21 protein-coding genes are annotated in these 14,712 nt (G+C 68.9%); 10 read left to right on the top strand and 11 right to left on the bottom strand.

Features of this window, described 5'->3' with window-relative positions; genetic code table 11:
• Nucleotides 1-3: 3 nt before the first annotated feature.
• The 4 genes from DEU38_RS29870 to DEU38_RS21385 all read right to left on the bottom strand — a co-directional run bounded on the left by DEU38_RS29870 (nucleotide 4) and on the right by DEU38_RS21385 (nucleotide 1,808).
• Entirely contained in the window at nucleotides 4-300 is a 297-nt protein-coding gene (locus DEU38_RS29870) for an SH3-like domain-containing protein (RefSeq protein ID WP_397484739.1), read from the bottom strand.
• Nucleotides 300-689, bottom strand: a complete 390-nt coding sequence (locus DEU38_RS29865) for an SH3-like domain-containing protein (protein ID WP_220181948.1) — start codon at nucleotides 687-689, stop codon at nucleotides 300-302. The genes DEU38_RS29870 and DEU38_RS29865 overlap by 1 nt, the downstream gene beginning before the upstream one ends.
• A gap of 106 nt (nucleotides 690-795) precedes the next feature.
• Nucleotides 796-1,623, bottom strand: a complete 828-nt coding sequence (locus tag DEU38_RS21390) for a CbtA family protein (RefSeq protein ID WP_114723416.1) — start codon at nucleotides 1,621-1,623, stop codon at nucleotides 796-798.
• Entirely contained in the window at nucleotides 1,614-1,808 is a 195-nt protein-coding gene (locus DEU38_RS21385; protein ID WP_107984711.1) for a CbtB-domain containing protein, read from the bottom strand. Before DEU38_RS21385 ends, DEU38_RS21390 begins: the two co-directional genes overlap by 10 nt.
• 335 nt (nucleotides 1,809-2,143) lie before the next feature.
• Here DEU38_RS21385 and DEU38_RS29400 point away from each other — a divergent pair, with 335 nt between their 5' ends.
• The 5 genes from DEU38_RS29400 (at nucleotide 2,144) to DEU38_RS21370 (ending at nucleotide 5,487) form a co-directional block, all read left to right on the top strand.
• A complete protein-coding gene (locus tag DEU38_RS29400; protein WP_258558087.1) occupies nucleotides 2,144-2,311 on the top strand; it encodes a hypothetical protein in 168 nt (55 codons plus the stop codon).
• Nucleotides 2,293-2,829 carry a winged helix-turn-helix transcriptional regulator gene (locus DEU38_RS29395; protein ID WP_309473106.1) on the top strand — a complete coding sequence of 179 codons (537 nt, stop codon included), beginning with the start codon at nucleotides 2,293-2,295 and terminating at the stop codon, nucleotides 2,827-2,829. The genes DEU38_RS29400 and DEU38_RS29395 overlap by 19 nt, the downstream gene beginning before the upstream one ends.
• Nucleotides 2,751-2,945 carry a helix-turn-helix domain-containing protein gene (locus tag DEU38_RS29390; protein ID WP_258558086.1) on the top strand — a complete coding sequence of 65 codons (195 nt, stop codon included), beginning with the start codon at nucleotides 2,751-2,753 and terminating at the stop codon, nucleotides 2,943-2,945. Before DEU38_RS29395 ends, DEU38_RS29390 begins: the two co-directional genes overlap by 79 nt.
• A 74-nt stretch (nucleotides 2,946-3,019) precedes the next feature.
• Nucleotides 3,020-4,690 carry a class I adenylate-forming enzyme family protein gene (locus DEU38_RS21375; RefSeq protein WP_114723415.1) on the top strand — a complete coding sequence of 557 codons (1,671 nt, stop codon included), beginning with the start codon at nucleotides 3,020-3,022 and terminating at the stop codon, nucleotides 4,688-4,690.
• Nucleotides 4,691-4,749: 59 nt separating this feature from the next.
• A complete protein-coding gene (locus DEU38_RS21370) occupies nucleotides 4,750-5,487 on the top strand; it encodes a DsbA family protein (protein ID WP_254622940.1) in 738 nt (245 codons plus the stop codon).
• Nucleotide 5,488: 1 nt separating this feature from the next.
• Here DEU38_RS21370 and DEU38_RS21365 read toward each other — a convergent pair whose 3' ends face one another.
• The 3 genes from DEU38_RS21365 to mhuD all read right to left on the bottom strand — a co-directional run bounded on the left by DEU38_RS21365 (nucleotide 5,489) and on the right by mhuD (nucleotide 6,869).
• Nucleotides 5,489-6,289 carry a CbtA family protein gene (locus DEU38_RS21365; protein ID WP_114723413.1) on the bottom strand — a complete coding sequence of 267 codons (801 nt, stop codon included), beginning with the start codon at nucleotides 6,287-6,289 and terminating at the stop codon, nucleotides 5,489-5,491.
• Nucleotides 6,280-6,429 carry a CbtB domain-containing protein gene (locus DEU38_RS21360; protein WP_258558093.1) on the bottom strand — a complete coding sequence of 50 codons (150 nt, stop codon included), beginning with the start codon at nucleotides 6,427-6,429 and terminating at the stop codon, nucleotides 6,280-6,282. Before DEU38_RS21360 ends, DEU38_RS21365 begins: the two co-directional genes overlap by 10 nt.
• 125 nt (nucleotides 6,430-6,554) lie before the next feature.
• Complete coding sequence (gene mhuD / locus DEU38_RS21355; protein ID WP_114723411.1) at nucleotides 6,555-6,869, bottom strand: mycobilin-forming heme oxygenase MhuD; 315 nt, start codon at nucleotides 6,867-6,869, stop codon at nucleotides 6,555-6,557.
• 43 nt (nucleotides 6,870-6,912) lie between these two features.
• Here mhuD and DEU38_RS21350 point away from each other — a divergent pair, with 43 nt between their 5' ends.
• On the top strand, nucleotides 6,913-7,653 hold the full coding sequence (locus tag DEU38_RS21350) for an alpha/beta fold hydrolase (protein ID WP_114723410.1): 741 nt from the start codon (nucleotides 6,913-6,915) through the stop codon (nucleotides 7,651-7,653).
• 3 nt (nucleotides 7,654-7,656) lie between these two features.
• Here DEU38_RS21350 and DEU38_RS21345 read toward each other — a convergent pair whose 3' ends face one another.
• Nucleotides 7,657-8,535, bottom strand: coding sequence for an A/G-specific adenine glycosylase (locus DEU38_RS21345; protein WP_114723409.1), 879 nt, complete (start codon nucleotides 8,533-8,535; stop codon nucleotides 7,657-7,659).
• 99 nt (nucleotides 8,536-8,634) lie between these two features.
• Between DEU38_RS21345 and DEU38_RS21340 the strand changes: the two genes are divergently transcribed.
• Together DEU38_RS21340 and DEU38_RS21335 are read left to right on the top strand one after the other, a co-directional pair.
• Nucleotides 8,635-9,261, top strand: coding sequence for a carbonic anhydrase (locus tag DEU38_RS21340; protein ID WP_114723408.1), 627 nt, complete (start codon nucleotides 8,635-8,637; stop codon nucleotides 9,259-9,261).
• A 104-nt stretch (nucleotides 9,262-9,365) separates the two neighbouring features.
• Nucleotides 9,366-10,049, top strand: a complete 684-nt coding sequence (locus DEU38_RS21335; RefSeq protein ID WP_114723407.1) for a hypothetical protein — start codon at nucleotides 9,366-9,368, stop codon at nucleotides 10,047-10,049.
• 9 nt (nucleotides 10,050-10,058) lie between these two features.
• On the opposite strand, the gene disA is transcribed toward DEU38_RS21335, so the two are convergent.
• The gene (gene disA, locus DEU38_RS21330) at nucleotides 10,059-11,144 is read right to left on the bottom strand and encodes a DNA integrity scanning diadenylate cyclase DisA (RefSeq protein WP_114723406.1); all 1,086 of its coding nucleotides are present in this window, start codon (nucleotides 11,142-11,144) and stop codon (nucleotides 10,059-10,061) included.
• A 140-nt stretch (nucleotides 11,145-11,284) separates the two neighbouring features.
• Between disA and DEU38_RS21325 the strand changes: the two genes are divergently transcribed.
• Nucleotides 11,285-11,845: a PaaI family thioesterase gene (locus DEU38_RS21325; protein WP_114723405.1), complete on the top strand. Its 561-nt coding sequence runs from the start codon at nucleotides 11,285-11,287 to the stop codon at nucleotides 11,843-11,845.
• A gap of 3 nt (nucleotides 11,846-11,848) precedes the next feature.
• On the opposite strand, the gene radA is transcribed toward DEU38_RS21325, so the two are convergent.
• Both radA and DEU38_RS21315 read right to left on the bottom strand, forming a co-directional pair.
• Complete coding sequence (gene radA / locus DEU38_RS21320; RefSeq protein ID WP_114723404.1) at nucleotides 11,849-13,237, bottom strand: DNA repair protein RadA; 1,389 nt, start codon at nucleotides 13,235-13,237, stop codon at nucleotides 11,849-11,851.
• An 87-nt stretch (nucleotides 13,238-13,324) separates the two neighbouring features.
• Nucleotides 13,325-13,924 carry a hypothetical protein gene (locus tag DEU38_RS21315; RefSeq protein ID WP_114723403.1) on the bottom strand — a complete coding sequence of 200 codons (600 nt, stop codon included), beginning with the start codon at nucleotides 13,922-13,924 and terminating at the stop codon, nucleotides 13,325-13,327.
• 297 nt (nucleotides 13,925-14,221) lie between these two features.
• On the opposite strand from DEU38_RS21315, the gene carD reads away from it, so the two are divergent.
• A complete protein-coding gene (carD, locus tag DEU38_RS21310; RefSeq protein WP_005515676.1) occupies nucleotides 14,222-14,710 on the top strand; it encodes an RNA polymerase-binding transcription factor CarD in 489 nt (162 codons plus the stop codon).
• Nucleotides 14,711-14,712: the final 2 nt, after the last annotated feature.

Genomic DNA, 14,712 nt, shown 5'->3' with positions numbered 1-14,712 from the left:
CTCCTACTGGCCCTTCTCGGGAGCCCGGAGCCAGCCCTCCGCGCATTCGGTCTCGAGCGTGTCGATGTCGTACCCGGTGTAGCGGGGCCACAGATCGGTCTGCTTGAACGAGACGACGTAGAACGGTTCCTTGCGGCCGGTCTCGAGCTTGTCGAAGGCCTCGTCCTCCGGAATCACCCATTCGGGTCGGTGCGCGACGACGGTGCCGGTCTGGTTGCGCACGTAAGCCTGTGTGCGCGTGTGGAAGAGGCTGGTCTGGTCCTTGACGACCACGCGGTCGCCGACTTTGAACTTCGGCATCACTTCCTCGCCTCCTGCAGCCGTGCCCGCACCTCGTCGATCTTGTCGGAGAGTTCGTCGAGCGGAATCAGCCCCTTGTCGACCATCACCTTCGCGGCGACGGTGATCCATCGTGCGTAGTACGGGAGCCCGAAGTACTGGGTCTCACCGAGGTCGACCTCGGCCCGGCGGCGCATCTCGGAGTTCCACGAACCGCGCCACGCGAGGCATTCGCACGTGAGGTACGTGTTCATCTCCCAGTCCTCTTCCGGCTTCTCCTTGTACTCGACCGGGAGTGCCGGCTGCCCGCCGACGTCGTGCAGGACGTGCCGCAGGATGTCGTACTGCGCGTTGGTGATCGAGTACGGCGAGTCCTGCGCGTCGTGGACTGCGGGGGTGATCTTCGCCAGACCGTCGGTGAGGGTCTGGAATTGTGCCTGGGTGGTGCTCACGGAGGTCTCCCTTCCAAGTGGGTCCGGTGGTTCGTGGTGCTCCGAATCCTCGTCAGGTCCCCTCCTACGGTCGTGAGGTGCCGGTCGGCGCCTGCCCCGGCGTGGATGCGGGTGCCGTGGTGGGGGAGGCCGGGCCGCGCTGTGCCCGTTCGGTGAGGTAGGCGTAGACCAGTCCCAGGCTCAGCCACAGCGTGGCCTGCGTCGCCAGCGACGACACCCGGAACTGCCACAGCAGAGTTGCGGGGAAGTCCTCTCCCACCTCGTTCACGGTCGGCAGCAGGAGATAGCCGACGGTGACGATCGCGAGGAAGGTGACGATCGCGGAGGCGGTCCGTACCGTCCAGTAGTGTTGCGGCGCAAGCACCTTGGCGACGTAGACGGCGGCCCCCACGGCCGCGAGCCCGAGTACGAGGGCGGCCAGCCACAGCAGCGCCCGCTCGTTGATGGTGTCCGGATCGCCGACTGCGGGTGGATTGGCCGGGTACTTGAAGAACGGAACAGCTTCGATGGCGAGCCACCCCGCCCCGGCCGTGCCGAGCGCGAGGAGCGGGCCGGACATCGCGGTGAACCGGCGCGCATAGTGTGCGGCGACGCCGAAGATCGCGCCGATCGCGACCCCCGCCAGCGTTGTCGCAAGGATCAGCCCGGCCCGTTGTCCGCCTCGCGAGACCAGAGGTTCGTCGCTGTCGGAGTGCGAGTGCGTGGCGGCGGTGTCCCCGTGATCGTGGGTGGCGGCCGCATCGCTCTCGGGCGCGGATTCCTCGACCGTGATGGCAGTCGTGACGTGCGGTTCACCGAGCGCGAAGGCGACTGCGCCGGTGAGGAGTCCGGCGATCAGCCCGGCGAGAAGGCCTCGCAGCAGCAGGCTCTTCAACGATCCTGCTAGTGGCACGGGAGCCCCAGGAGGTGGCGGCCGTCGTGCATCAGTTCGTGCATGTACATCCCGGTGCGGGAGATCGCGCCCTGGTCGAAGCCGACGAGATAGAGCGTGAGCAGGGCGAGGAGAACCACACCCACCGCGACGAGCGCGATGCCGAGTGATTCGATCGCCCGATTCGGGCTGTGGACGAGAGTCATGGCTCCTCCTGGGGTGCGTCCGAACACCGCTGGCTTGTCATGCGCTGCGATCGAAGCGGCCGGAGAACTCGATTCGGCCGGGCGGCCGAAGCCGTGGGCGACCGCCGACTGTGGGAGCGGCCGACGGCCGGGCGGAAGGCGTCACTGACGCTACGCGGCCGATGCGGTGGATCTCGCGGACTTGTGGACTTCACACAACTGCGGATGCATCGTCGGACGCGACGGAACGAGACGGGATGTCGGGCAAACGGGTACGACTCCGGAAACCGGACTTTCGGCCGATTCGCCGACGTGGTCTGTGCAGTACTCCGCCCACTGACGACGGGGAGCTGGTCATGCGTGGGGGCGGCTACGTAGTGGATCCGGGTGGCGACAACGCGCTCGCAATCGCATTCGGTCTGCTCGGCGACGAGTGGAATCTGTGGATCCTCGACCATGCCCTGCGCGCGGCGCGACGGTACAGCGACTGGGCGGGTAGGGGAAGATCTCGAACTCGGTCCTGACCGGACGGCTCGCCTGGCTGACCGACGCGGGCCTGCTCGACAAGGTCGTGTTCCCGATCGCTTCGGCGCGGCCCGAGTATCTGCTCACCGATCGCGGCCGCGCGGTGTGGCCGATCCTGGCGGCGATGTGGTCGTGGGAGCGTGAGTGGGCGCCGGACGGTCCGGCCGGTCTGTTGCGGGTGCGGCACGTCGACTGCGGGGCCGAGTTCACCCCGGTGATGGTGTGCGCGCGGTGCCGGGAGCCGGCCGGGGTGGACGACGTGACTGCGAGTCTCGGTCCGAGCGGTGGCGCATCGCGCAGCATCCCGGCGGCGGCGAGTCGCCGTCGCACCGGGGCGGCCCGTCGGCGCGCGCAGCTGCCGCACACGATGGAACTGGTCGGTAGCCGGTGGTCGGCCGCGTTGCTCGGTGCGGCTCGTTCGGGGCGACGAGGTTCGGGGTGTTCGCGGAGTGGACGGGCGCGCCGTCGGCCGTCCTGGCGGATCGTCTGCGGGTCTTCACCGAACTCGGCGTGCTGAGCGAGCGCCCCGCGCCGGAGTATCCGGGACGGGTCACCTACCACCTGACACGGAAGGGCAGGGCGTTCTTCCCGGTCCGGGCGCCCAGGTCGCGCGTGGATAACAGTCCGTGGTAAATCTAGTGACCTAGATCACACCGCTAACTGAAGTGACGACGGTCGGGGCGTCGGATCGACGGAAGGGAAGGCACATGGGGAGCCTGAAGATTCACCCTCAGATCCGGATCACCGAGTACACCGCTTCCGGCGCATGGACTCCGGAGACAGTCCGACAACTCTTCGCCGATCGGGTGCGGGACCGTGGATCCCAGCTTGCGGTGGTCGATCCCGTGAACAAGGCCGAGCAGGTCGACGCGCTGCCGCGTCGGGTCACGTGGGCCGAACTCGATGTCGAGGTCGACCGGTTGGCGGCGGTGCTGCTCGAGGCCGGGATCAGGGCCGGCGAGGTGATCGCCGTCCAGTTGCCGAACACCGTCGAACAGGTCGTCGTCTTCCTCGCATCCTGGCGGATCGGTGCGATCGTGTCGCCGCTGCCGGTGCATTCGACCGATGCGGAGATCGTCGAGACGTGCAACGAGTCGTGTGCCAGCGCCTTCGTCACCGCGGGTCGGATCGGATCGAGCCCCGTCGCCGGTCGGGTGATGTCCGTGCGGCCGCAGATCCCCACGCTTCGGGTCGTCCTCAGCTACGGGGTGGGTGTGCCCGACGGCGTCGTGCGGATCGGGCACACGGTGCCGACGGCAGCCGACATCGAAAGGGTTGCCGAGTACGCGACAACGCACGTCGTCGACCCCAACGACTGCATCGCCATCTGCTGGACGGCAGGAACGGAGGGCGAACCCAAGGGGGTGCCGCACGCCCACTACGAGTCGCTCGCCCAGGCTCGGGCCCTCGTCCGATACGCGTCGCTGACCGTCGACGACGTGATCCTCAACCCGTTCCAGATGATGACTGCCGCGGGGATCGTCGGAACGCTGCTGCCGTGGCTCTCCGTCGGATGTGTGCTGGTGCAGCATCAGCCGTCCGACCTCGATGTCTTTCTGCGTCAGATCGCGGAGGAGAAGGTCACCTACACCGCGGGGCGGCCGGCGGCACTCGCTGAGATCGAACGGCGTGAGGGGCCCACGGTCGACCTGTCGACCCTCACCCGGATCGGCGTAGGCGCCGGACCGATGTCGCCCGACACGGTGCGGAAGTGGAAGGAGAGCTACGGGGTCGAGTTGATCAACTTCTTCGGCACCGTCGAGGGCGTGAGCCTGCGCTCGGCGCCGACGGGCGTGGCGCGGGGACAGCGGACTCTGCTGTATCCGCGGGCAGGCGACGCCACGAGAGCCGAGGTCGATTTGGTGGACGGCCGCACCGGAGACGAGATCGTCGTCCCGGGCGTTCCCGGGGAACTCCGGGTCAAGGGGCCGACGGTGTTCGCGGGGTACCTCAACCCGGCGCGGGACCGGGATCCGTTCGACGAGGACGGCTTCCTCCGGACCGGCGACCTGTTCGTGATCGACGGTCCGGGCGACGGGTACCTCAGGTTCGTCGACCGGGCTGCCGACCTCATCGTGCGCGACGGCGTCCCGATCGGGTCGGCCGAGTTGGAGATGCTGATCGCGGAGCATCCCTCTGTCGCGGAGGTGGCGGTCGTCGGATGCCCCGACGGCGGGACGGGCGAACGCGTCGTCGCGGTCGTGGGATGTCGGCCCGGATCGATCCTCGATCTCGACGAGTTGGTCGAGCACCTCGAGAGCCGGGGTGTCGGCGCCGACGAGGCGCCGCAGCGCCTGGTCGTCTCCAAAGCCCTGCCGCGCAACCGGTCCGGCAAGATCCTCAAGCGGGAGTTACGGGAGCAGTTGAGTCGCGGCTGACCGCCCCCGGTGGGCGCGGAACAGGATGCGGGCGGCATGTGTTCGAATGGCTCGTGACCATCGAGAACAATGCCGCCGTATCCGAATCCGATCAGCCGACCGTTTTGGTCGAGGTGTGGTCGGACATCGCCTGCCCGTGGTGCTACATCGGTAAGCGCCGCTTCGCGGCGGCCCTCGCCGACTTCCCGCACCGCGACCGTGTCGAGGTGGTGTGGCGGTCGTACCAGCTCGCTCCCGACACCCCGGTGGGTGCCCGGCGCAGTCAGCTCGAGGTCGTCGCGGAGCGTCGGGGCGTGCCGGTCGAGCAGGCGCGGGAGTTGTACGAGCACGTCGCCCGTACGGCTGCAGTCGACGGTTTGGTGATGGATCTCGACACCCTGACCGCGTCCAACACGTTCGACGCCCATCGCCTGCTGCATCTGGCCGGCGATCGGCAGGACGAGCTGCTCGAGGCGTTGTTCCGGGGATACTTCACGGACGGCAAGGTGATCGACGACCGGACCGTGCTCGTCGAGCTCGCCGCGAGCGCCGGCCTGGACGCCGACGAGGTCACGGCGGCGCTCGACGGCGACGCCGGCGCCGACCTGGTGCGGGCCGACATCGAGACGGCCCGCCAGCTGCAGGTGTCGGGGGTGCCGTTCTTCGTGGCGAACCGGCGTCTCGCGGTGTCGGGCGCGCAGCCGGCGGACGTGTTCGCGGAGCTGCTCCGTCAGGCGTACGACCAGACGGCAGGCGAAACCAGTGCAGCCCCCGGCGGTGACGCCGAGGGCTGCACTGACGATACGTGCGCGATCTGATCTAGCGGGTCACGCGGCGGTGGGCGCGTTCCGTGAGGAACGCGAACGCCAGCCCCAGCGCGAGCCCCAGCATGGCCTGCGTTGCGAGCGAAGAGACCCGGAACTCCCACAGCAGCGTGGCCGGGAAGTCCTCGCCGACCTCGTTGATGCCGGGAAGCGCGATGTACCCGATTGCAGCCACGACGAGGAACGCGGCCACCTGGCCGATGACGCGCAGCGTCACCAGTTGCTGGTTGCGCAGTGCGCGCCCCACGTACACGGCCACGGCGGCCAGTCCCAGGATCACCGACGCGAGCCACAGCAGGGTGCGCTCGTTGATGGTGTCCGGGTCGCCGACGGCCGGCGGATTCGCCGGGTACTTGAAGAACGGCACGGCTTCGATTGCGAGCCAACCGCATCCGGCGACGGCGATCGCCAGTAGCGGCCCGTTCAGGGCGGTGAAACGGCGTGCGTAGTGCGCGACGACCGCGAAGATCGCACCGAGCGCCAGCCCGGCCAGCGCGATTGCGAGGAACAGGCCTGCGCGCTGGCCGGTGCGGCGGACGAGGGGTTCTTCGTCACCGTGGGAGTGTCCCGCGGACTCTTCCGCGGCGCCGGGATCCGTGGTGACCTCGCCCGCGTGATGGTCCGCTGCAGGCGCCTCGGCGGCTGCTGCCGACTCCTCGATGTTGATCGCGGCCTGCACGTGCGGCTCGCCGAGCGTGCAGGCGACGGCACCGGCGAGCAAGCCCGCGATCAGGCCGGCCAGCAGCCCGCGGAGGAGGAGGGTCTTGAAACTGTCCGTGAGCGTGGTCAGTGGCACGGCAGGCCCAGCAGGTGCCGACCGTCATGCATGAGCTCGTGCATGCGCATGCCGCTGCGGGAGATTGCCCCCTGGTCGAATCCGACCAGGTAGAGGGCCAGCATTGCGAGGAGAACTACTGCGACGGTGATGGCTGCGATCGCTGCCGGTTCCGTCGATCCATCGCTCTGTCGAGCGCACTTTTGCACCCGGGGGTCACGGTGTCAATCGAGCGATGGACACCGTGACCGAACCGGACGATTTGTCCGATGTGGAGGGGGATTCGTCAGGAACCGGACGCCGCTGCGACGTCGAGCACCACGTCGAACTCGAGCAGCGACGCACCGCTGGCGACCGGCTTCGCGCGCTCGCCGGCATGGGCTTCGCGGGCCGGGCCGCTAGCCCACGCCTGGAACGCCTCGTCGGACTCCCACTGCGTGACGACGAAGTAGCGGTTCTCGCCCTTCACCGGACGCAGGAGCTGGAATCCGAGGAACCCGGGGGAGTTCTCGACGGCGTGGGCGCGAGCGGCGAACCGCTTCTCCAGCTCGGGGCCGGCGCCCTCGGGGATCTCGATTGCGTTGATCTTCACGACTGCCATGACGTGAGGGTACTCCGGACGTCGGTGGGTTACCGTCGGTCTTGTGTTGCACGACGAGGGTGGGACGGGCCGGCCGATACTGCTGCTCCACGGGCTGATGGGCAGCTCGCGGACGTGGGTGCGGCACGTGCCCTGGCTGCGGGACCACGGCCGTGTCTACACATTCGACGCCGCCGGGCACGGACGCCCCATCGCGTCGGCTCCCACGACCGAACTCTTCGTGGCCGACCTCGCGGACGCGCTCGACGCCGTCGACGAGCCGATCACCGTCATCGGCCATTCCATGGGCGCGCTGCACGCGTGGTGCTTCGCGGCCGCCCATCCCGGGCGGGTTCGCGCGCTGGTGCTCGAGGACATGGCGCCGGACTTCCGTGGTCGGACGGCAAACGATTGGGCGGCAATGGTTTCCGCGTGGCCGCAGCCGTTCCCCACCGAGGAGTCCGTCCTGGACTACTTCGGAGAGGTGGCCGGCCGCTACTTCCTCGAGTCGTTCGAGCGCCGCGCCGACGGTTGGTACCTGCACGGTGACGTCGAGACGTTCCGCGACATCTCCGAGGAGTGGGGCACCCGCGACTTCTGGGCGCAGTGGGAGTCCGTGACGGCCCCCACGCTGCTGATCGAGGGCGAGTTCACGATCACCCCGGAGGGACAGATGCGCCGCATGCTCGACGGCCACGACGACGCCCGCTACATGTGGGTCGCCCAAGCCGGGCACCTCGTCCACGACGATCAGCCCCAGCGGTACCGTGACGCCGTCGAGGAGTTCCTGAAGACGTTGGACTGATCGTCAGTTGCCCTCGCCGGCGAGGGCGAACAGTCCGTCCTCGGTCTGCTCGATCAACCCGTCGACGAGGAGCGAATCGAGTGCGCGATCGCGCTGCCCGGGGTCGCTGAGCCACACGAGGTCGAGTCGCGCGCGCTCCACCGGGTGGGAGCTGTCGCGCAGCACGTCCATCAGCTTCCCGCGGACCTGGCGATCCGTTCCCGCGAACTTCTGCACCTTGCGGGACTCGCCGACGTGCGCGGGCCGCCCGGCCTCCACCCATGCGCAGGTCGGCAGTGGGCAGCTCGCACAGTCGGGAGTCCGGGCGGTGCACACCGTGGCGCCGAGCTCCATCAGTGCGGCGGAGAACCGTGCGGCGCGGGCCCGGGTGCGCGGCAGGAGCGCATCGACGTCCGCCATGTCGCGCTTCGCGGACGGATTGCCCTGATCCGCCCGGCCGTGAACGGCACGCGCGACGACGCGTCGAACATTGGTGTCCACCACGGGAACTCGCTGCCCGTATGCGAAACATGCGACGGCACGGGCGGTGTAGTCGCCGATCCCCGGCAGGCCCAGCAGGACGTCGACGTCGGTGGGCACCTGGTCGCCGTGCCGGTCGGCCAGCACGCCCGCGCACTCGTGCAGGCGCAGTGCCCGGCGCGGGTAGCCGAGCTTTCCCCACGCGCGCAGCACGTCCGCCTGGCTCGACGCGGCCATCAGCGACGGCACCGGCCAGCGCCGCACCCACTCCTCCCAGATCGGCGCGACGCGGACGACGGGGGTCTGCTGCAGCATGATCTCGCTCATCAGGATGTGCCAGGCCGTCACGCCGTCGCGACGCCACGGCAGGTCCCGGGCCTGCTCGTCGTACCAGCGCAGCAGTGCTGAACCGTCCACCGACATCGAAACTCTCACCCTTCTCCGCACACTGCCGGGCGCTCGTCGCGCCGTCGCCATCGGTCCAACCGAGACGGCGGCCACGCGAAGGTGCACAATTGCCGCATGCCCAATTCCAACCCGATCTCCGCTTGGAAAGCCCTCAAGCAGGGTAACGAGCGCTTCGTCAGTGGCACCCCGCTGCATCCGAGTCAGGGTATTGCCGACCGCGCGAAACTGGTCGACGCCCAGCACCCGACGGCAGTGCTCTTCGGTTGCGGCGACTCCCGCGTCGCCGCCGAGATCATCTTCGACGTCGGTCTCGGCGACATGTTCGTCGTCCGCACGGCCGGTCACGTCATCGACAGTTCGGTGCTCGGGTCCATCGAGTACGCCGTCGAGATCCTCAACGTGCCGCTCATCGTCGTGTTCGGCCACGACGGCTGCGGCGCGGTCAAGGCCACGCTCGACGCCCTCGACAAGGGCCGGATCCCCAACGGCTTCATCCGCGACGTCGTCGAACGCGTGGCTCCGTCGATCCTGATGGGTCGGCAGGAGGGCCTCACGACCGTCGACGAGCTCGAGGGCCGGCACGTGGTCGAGACCGGTTCGCTGCTGATGCAGCGTTCGCGCATCATCGCCGACCGGGTGGAGAAGGGCACGTGCGCCATCGTCGGCGTCACCTACAAGCTCTCCGACGGCGACATCAAGCTGCAGGGTGTGGTGGGTGACATCGGCGAGTCGGTGGACTGAGGCCGAGCCGAACGTGTCCACTCGGCCACCGCGGCCGTGTTCGCAGACGCGACACGCCGGGACCGAAGAAGCGAGGGCAGGTCGTATGGAATTACGGTTGAGTCGTGCTTGAACCGAACGGACCGTTGCCCCCTGAGATCTACTGGCGTCGACGGGCGCTCGCCATCGGTGGTGTCGTCGTGGTCGTCGCGCTGCTGGTGTGGATCATCGCGTCGGTCCGTGGTGGCGGAGACGACCCGGAGTCGGCGGCCGCGGCGGGCACCTCCGAGCTCACCGAGGCGACCACCACCCCGGCGGCCGAGCCCTCGGACGGGTCGGGGTCCTCGACGGCCGATGCCTCGGGCACCAGCGTGTCCGGAACGACTGCGGCCTCCACGAGTGCCGGCCCCGAGGTGGCCCCGTGTGCCGACCAGTCGTTGGCGTTGAAGGTGTCGCCCGACCGTCCCCAGTACAAGGCGGGTGACGAGCCCAGCTTCTCGATCGCGATCACGAACATCGGTACCAGCAAGTGCGAGCGGGACCTGGGCTCGGGACTGCAGCAGGCGCTCGTCTACTCGCTCAACGGCAGCAACCGGCTGTGGTCCAACGTCGACTGCTACCCCGATGCGGATCCGGCGATGCAGGTCCTCGAGCCGGGTGGGCAGGCACGATTCACCGTCAAGTGGTCGGGCACCACCTCGGAGCCGGGATGCAAGGCCCCGCGCGTTCAGGTCGCGCCGGGCGCCTACTCGGTGGTCGCGCAGCTCGGCGAGCTGCGTAGCTCCCCGGAGCCGTTCAATTTCTCCTGACGCGGCGAACTAGTCGTACGGTCCGCTGATCGATGCCTCCGCGAGCCGTGAGAGGCCCTCGCGGATGTGCCGGGCCCACAGGCCACCGATGCCGTCGACGGACTGCAGGTCCGCGGCCGTGGCCGCGAGCAGCCCCTGCAGGGTCCCGAACGAGCTCACCAGCCGGTGGATCTGCAGGAACTGCAGCCGGGGCACCCGGGTGAGCACCCGGTAACCGCGCGGGCTCATCGGCGCGTCGAGCGCCTCGATGGTGCCCGGGTAACCGAAGGCGCGGGCCAGGGTGGTGAGGTCGAGCAGATCCACGTCGGTGAGCTTGTCGAGCGCGGACAGCGTGCTCTCCACCGCCGTCGTCGAGGCGGGCTCGGATCCGGCCAGGTAGTCGCGCACCATGAGCTGGCGGACCGTGTCGTTGTCGCCGACCAGTTCCTCGAGCTGCAGCGCGAGCTGCCGGCCGTCGGTGCCCAGCTCGAGCACGTCCTGTTCGATCTCGACGGACACCCGGCGCACCATCTCGAGGCGCTGCACCACGGTCAGCGCGTCGCGCAGCGTGACGAAGTCCTCGATCTCGACGACCGACAGCTGACGGGTGACCCCGTCGAGCCGAGCCTTGTACCGCTCGAGGGTCGCGACGGCCTGGTTCGCGCGGGACAGGATGGTCGCCGACCCGTTGATGACGTGTCGGATTCCGCCGACGTACACGCTCACGATGCTCATCGACTGGCTCACCGACACGACGGGGTAGCCGGTCTCGATCGCGGTGCGCTCGGCCGCGCGGTGGCGCGTTCCGGACTCCACGGTGGGGATCTTGTGGTTCGGCACCAGTTGCACGTTGGCGCGGACGATGCGGGTGCCGTCGGTGGAGAGGACGACGGCACCGTCCATCTTCGACAGCTCGCGCAGGCGGGTGGGCGCGAACTCGACGTCGAGCTCGAATCCGCCGTCGCACAGCTCCTCGACCTGGTCGTCGTATCCGAGCACGATCAGGGCGCCGGTGCGGCCGCGCAGGATGCGCTCGAGTCCGTCGCGCAGCGCGGTTCCGGGGGCCAGGCGCGCGATCGTTTCGCGGAGCACCGCGGACGGCGTGGCATCGTTCATCGCGAAATCCCCCCTCGTGCGGTCGGCGCTTTCCGGTCGGCGCCTCGGGTCCGATCGGACGGAATCCCGAGTGCGTTCGACGTCACATCTGGCCGAGCCGCATTCCGGCCGCGGTCGGGCCGCCTCTACATTACCTAGTTGTGAGCAGTACTTGGACCTTGCCCGATGACCTTGTCCTTCCCGAGCTGCCGGATTTCTTCCCGGCGCCGGGAGAGCCGCTTCCCCAGCACTGGTCCAAGTGCTTCGGCTGCGGTGACGACCAGCCCGCCGGTATGGCGATGACCTTTCTCGCGGGAGAGAACCTGTCCGTCACCGGGCGCCTCGAGGTTGCCAAGCGTTACCAGGGTGGCCCCGGCGTGATCCACGGCGGCATCCTCTCCACCGCGTTCGACGAGGTGCAGGGCATGGCGTGCATGGTTCTCGGCGGCCCCGTCGTCACCGCGCACCTCGAGATCGACTTCGCGCGTCCGATCCCGCTGGGTTCGGTGCTCGAGTTCCGTGCCCGCATCGAGGGCACGGTCCGCCGCAAGGCGTACACGACCTCGGAGGCGTTCATCGTGGAGGGGCCCGGCGTCGACCCGGAGACGCCCGTCGCGACCTCGCGCGGCCTGTTCCTGACCGTCAACCCCGAGCACTTCGCTCCGACGGCGGCCTTCGTCGACGGCGAACCGATGTCGCCGTTCGGCACGTCGGCGGTCTGACCCTCACCGAAGATTCAAGGCCCGCAGGGCATCTCCGACGTTTCCCACTTCGACGGGACGGATGCCCTTCGGGAGTTCGCCGGAGTCGAGCGGAACGACGGCGCGGGTGAATCCCAGCCGGGCGGCTTCCGCGACGCGGCGGCTCACACCCGCCACGCGTCGGACCTCACCAGCCAGGCCGACCTCGCCGAGCACCACGGTGCCGGCGGGGATCGACCGGTCCTTGCCGGCCGACGCGACCGCGACCGCGAGCGCTAGATCGCACGACGGGTCGGTCATCCGCATGCCGCCGACCGTCGCGGCGTAGACCTCGCGGTCGGAGAGTTTGATGCCGTGGCGGCGTTCCAGGACGGCCAGCACCATCGACACCCGCGCCGAGTCGAGTCCGCTCACGGCGCGACGCGGCGACGGGTTGTTGGTGGGCGCGACCAGTGCCTGGACCTCGCCGAGTAGGGGACGCTTGCCGTCCATCGTGACCGTGACGGCGGTGCCCGGCACCTCCTCGGCCCGGTGGTGCAGGAACAGCCCGGACGGGTCGCTCACCCCGACGATGCCGTCCTCGCGCAGTTCGAAGCAGCCCACCTCGTCGGCCGCACCGAAACGGTTCTTGATGCCGCGGATCATCCGCAGCGTCGAGTGCTTGTCGCCCTCGAAGTGCAGGACCACGTCCACCAGGTGTTCGAGCGATCGGGGACCGGCCACCGCGCCGTCCTTGGTGACGTGGCCGATCAGCAGCACCGGAACCCCGCTGGCCTTCGCGAGCGACGTGAGCGCACTGGTGATGGCCCGCACCTGCGTGACGCCGCCGACGACGCCGTCGACGTCGGCGGCGAGCATCGTCTGCACGGAGTCGACGATCAGCAGCGTCGGGCGGACCTGCTCGACGTGTCCCAGTACTGTCGCGAGATCCGACTCGGCGGCCAGATACACCCGTTCGTGCACCGACCCGGTGCGATCTGCGCGCAGCCGGACCTGACCCGCGGATTCCTCGCCTGTGACGTACAGCGCGCGGTCGTCGGGTCCGCGGCACGCCCACCGGTGCACGACCTCGAGCAGCAGCGTCGACTTGCCGACGCCGGGCTCGCCGGCCAGCAGCACCACCGAGCCGGGAACGACGCCACCGCCGAGGACCCGATCGAGTTCGTCGACGCCCGTCGGCTTGGCGCGAGTGGCGGTGCCGTCGATCTGGGTGATGGGGGACGCCGGCGTGGTCGGCAGCAGCGCGCTGGCACCGGCGCGTGCCAGTGACGCGCCCGGACGGGACGCGACCGCCGCGAGGACCGGAGCCTCGTCCATCGAGCCCCACGTGCCGCACTCCGGGCAGCGGCCGACCCACTTGGCCACAGTGTGCTGACACGACGAACACCGGAAGCTCGATTTAGCTTTTGCCACGCGCGCAGCCTAGTGGTCCCGACCGACAGAAGAGCCCGGGCGACGGTGTCGCCCGGGCTCTTCCGGAAGTACGTCCGATCCGACGGATCAGTGATGACCCTCGGCCACGTCGGGGGACATCTCCGACTCGTGGCGCTCGGTCTGCGGGCCGGCGTCGACCGGCACCTGCACGACGATGTCGCCGGCGTTCTCGAAGGAGAAGGTGACCGGGAACGTCAGGCCGGGCCGGACGCCCTCGCGGATGTCCTCGAGCGTGACGTCGATCAGGCTGACGTGCTCGGGCGCCTGCTCGGGCACCGTGACGTCGGGGTTGCCCGCACCGAGCGAGGCCTGCGGCTTGATGTCGCGGCCGCCTTCCTTTTCGTCGATGGTGACGGCGCCGGCGAAGTCGGTCTTGATGCCCTTCAGGCGGTCGGACTCGTGCTCGCTGAGGTTGATCGCGGTGAACGCGAGCTGCGCGTTGCCGCCCGGTTCGATGCTGAACTCCTCGGAGTTCGGGTACACGACGTGCACGTTGCGCAGTGCGATGTCGCCGCTGGTCGCCTTGTTGCCGTTCACCGCAGCAACCTGGGTGGCGGTCTGCGAGACCTGACCTGCGCCGCACGCGGACAGCACGAGCGTCGCGCCGGCAGCGAGAGCGACAGCGGCCATGACTCGGCGAGTCGGCGACGCATTGAGAGCAGTCACGGGTTGTCCTCCATGGGTCAGGTTCACAATCCACTAGGCAGAGTAGTAGTCGGCTCGGAGCGGCTGTGCGCTGGGTACTCGTTACGAGGTCGTGTCGGGCGCACAACGGTTGTCCGCGTGCAGGTTCGGTGGCGCCTCGCGGGTCGCTCGGCAGGCGGTTCGCGCGGCCCGAAATGCACGGTTGGTGCGGCCTGTCAAGCCCTAAGATCAGGTAAGGACGCCCCTGACCTGCACCGTTGATGGGACGATCGATTGGTCACGTGTTAAACTCGAAAGATCGAAAGGGGCACGGGACAGATGATTTTTAAGGTCGGAGACACCGTCGTATACCCCCATCACGGAGCGGCGCTGATCGAGGCAATCGAAACCCGCACCATCAAGGGTGAACAGAAGGAATACCTCGTTCTGAAGGTCGCGCAGGGCGATCTCACCGTTCGCGTTCCCGCGGAGAACGCCGAGTACGTCGGCGTGCGTGACGTGGTCGGCCAGGAGGGTCTCGACAAGGTGTTCCAGGTGCTTCGTGCGCCGCACACCGAGGAGCCGACGAACTGGTCTCGCCGGTACAAGGCGAACCTCGAGAAGCTGGCCTCGGGTGATGTGAACAAGGTCGCAGAGGTCGTTCGTGACCTGTGGCGGCGTGAGCAGGACCGCGGCCTGTCCGCGGGTGAGAAGCGGATGCTGGCCAAGGCGCGGCAGATCCTCGTGGGTGAGCTCGCTCTGGCGGAAGGCACCGACGACGCCAAGGCCGAGATCATTCTCGACGAGGTCCTCGCCGCCGCGTCCTGACA

The organism is Rhodococcus sp. AG1013, assembly GCF_003350365.1.
Classification (GTDB): Bacteria; Actinomycetota; Actinomycetes; order Mycobacteriales; family Mycobacteriaceae; genus Prescottella.
Note: the sequence above shows the minus strand (reverse complement) of the source record. Positions and strands in the feature narration are given on the sequence as shown.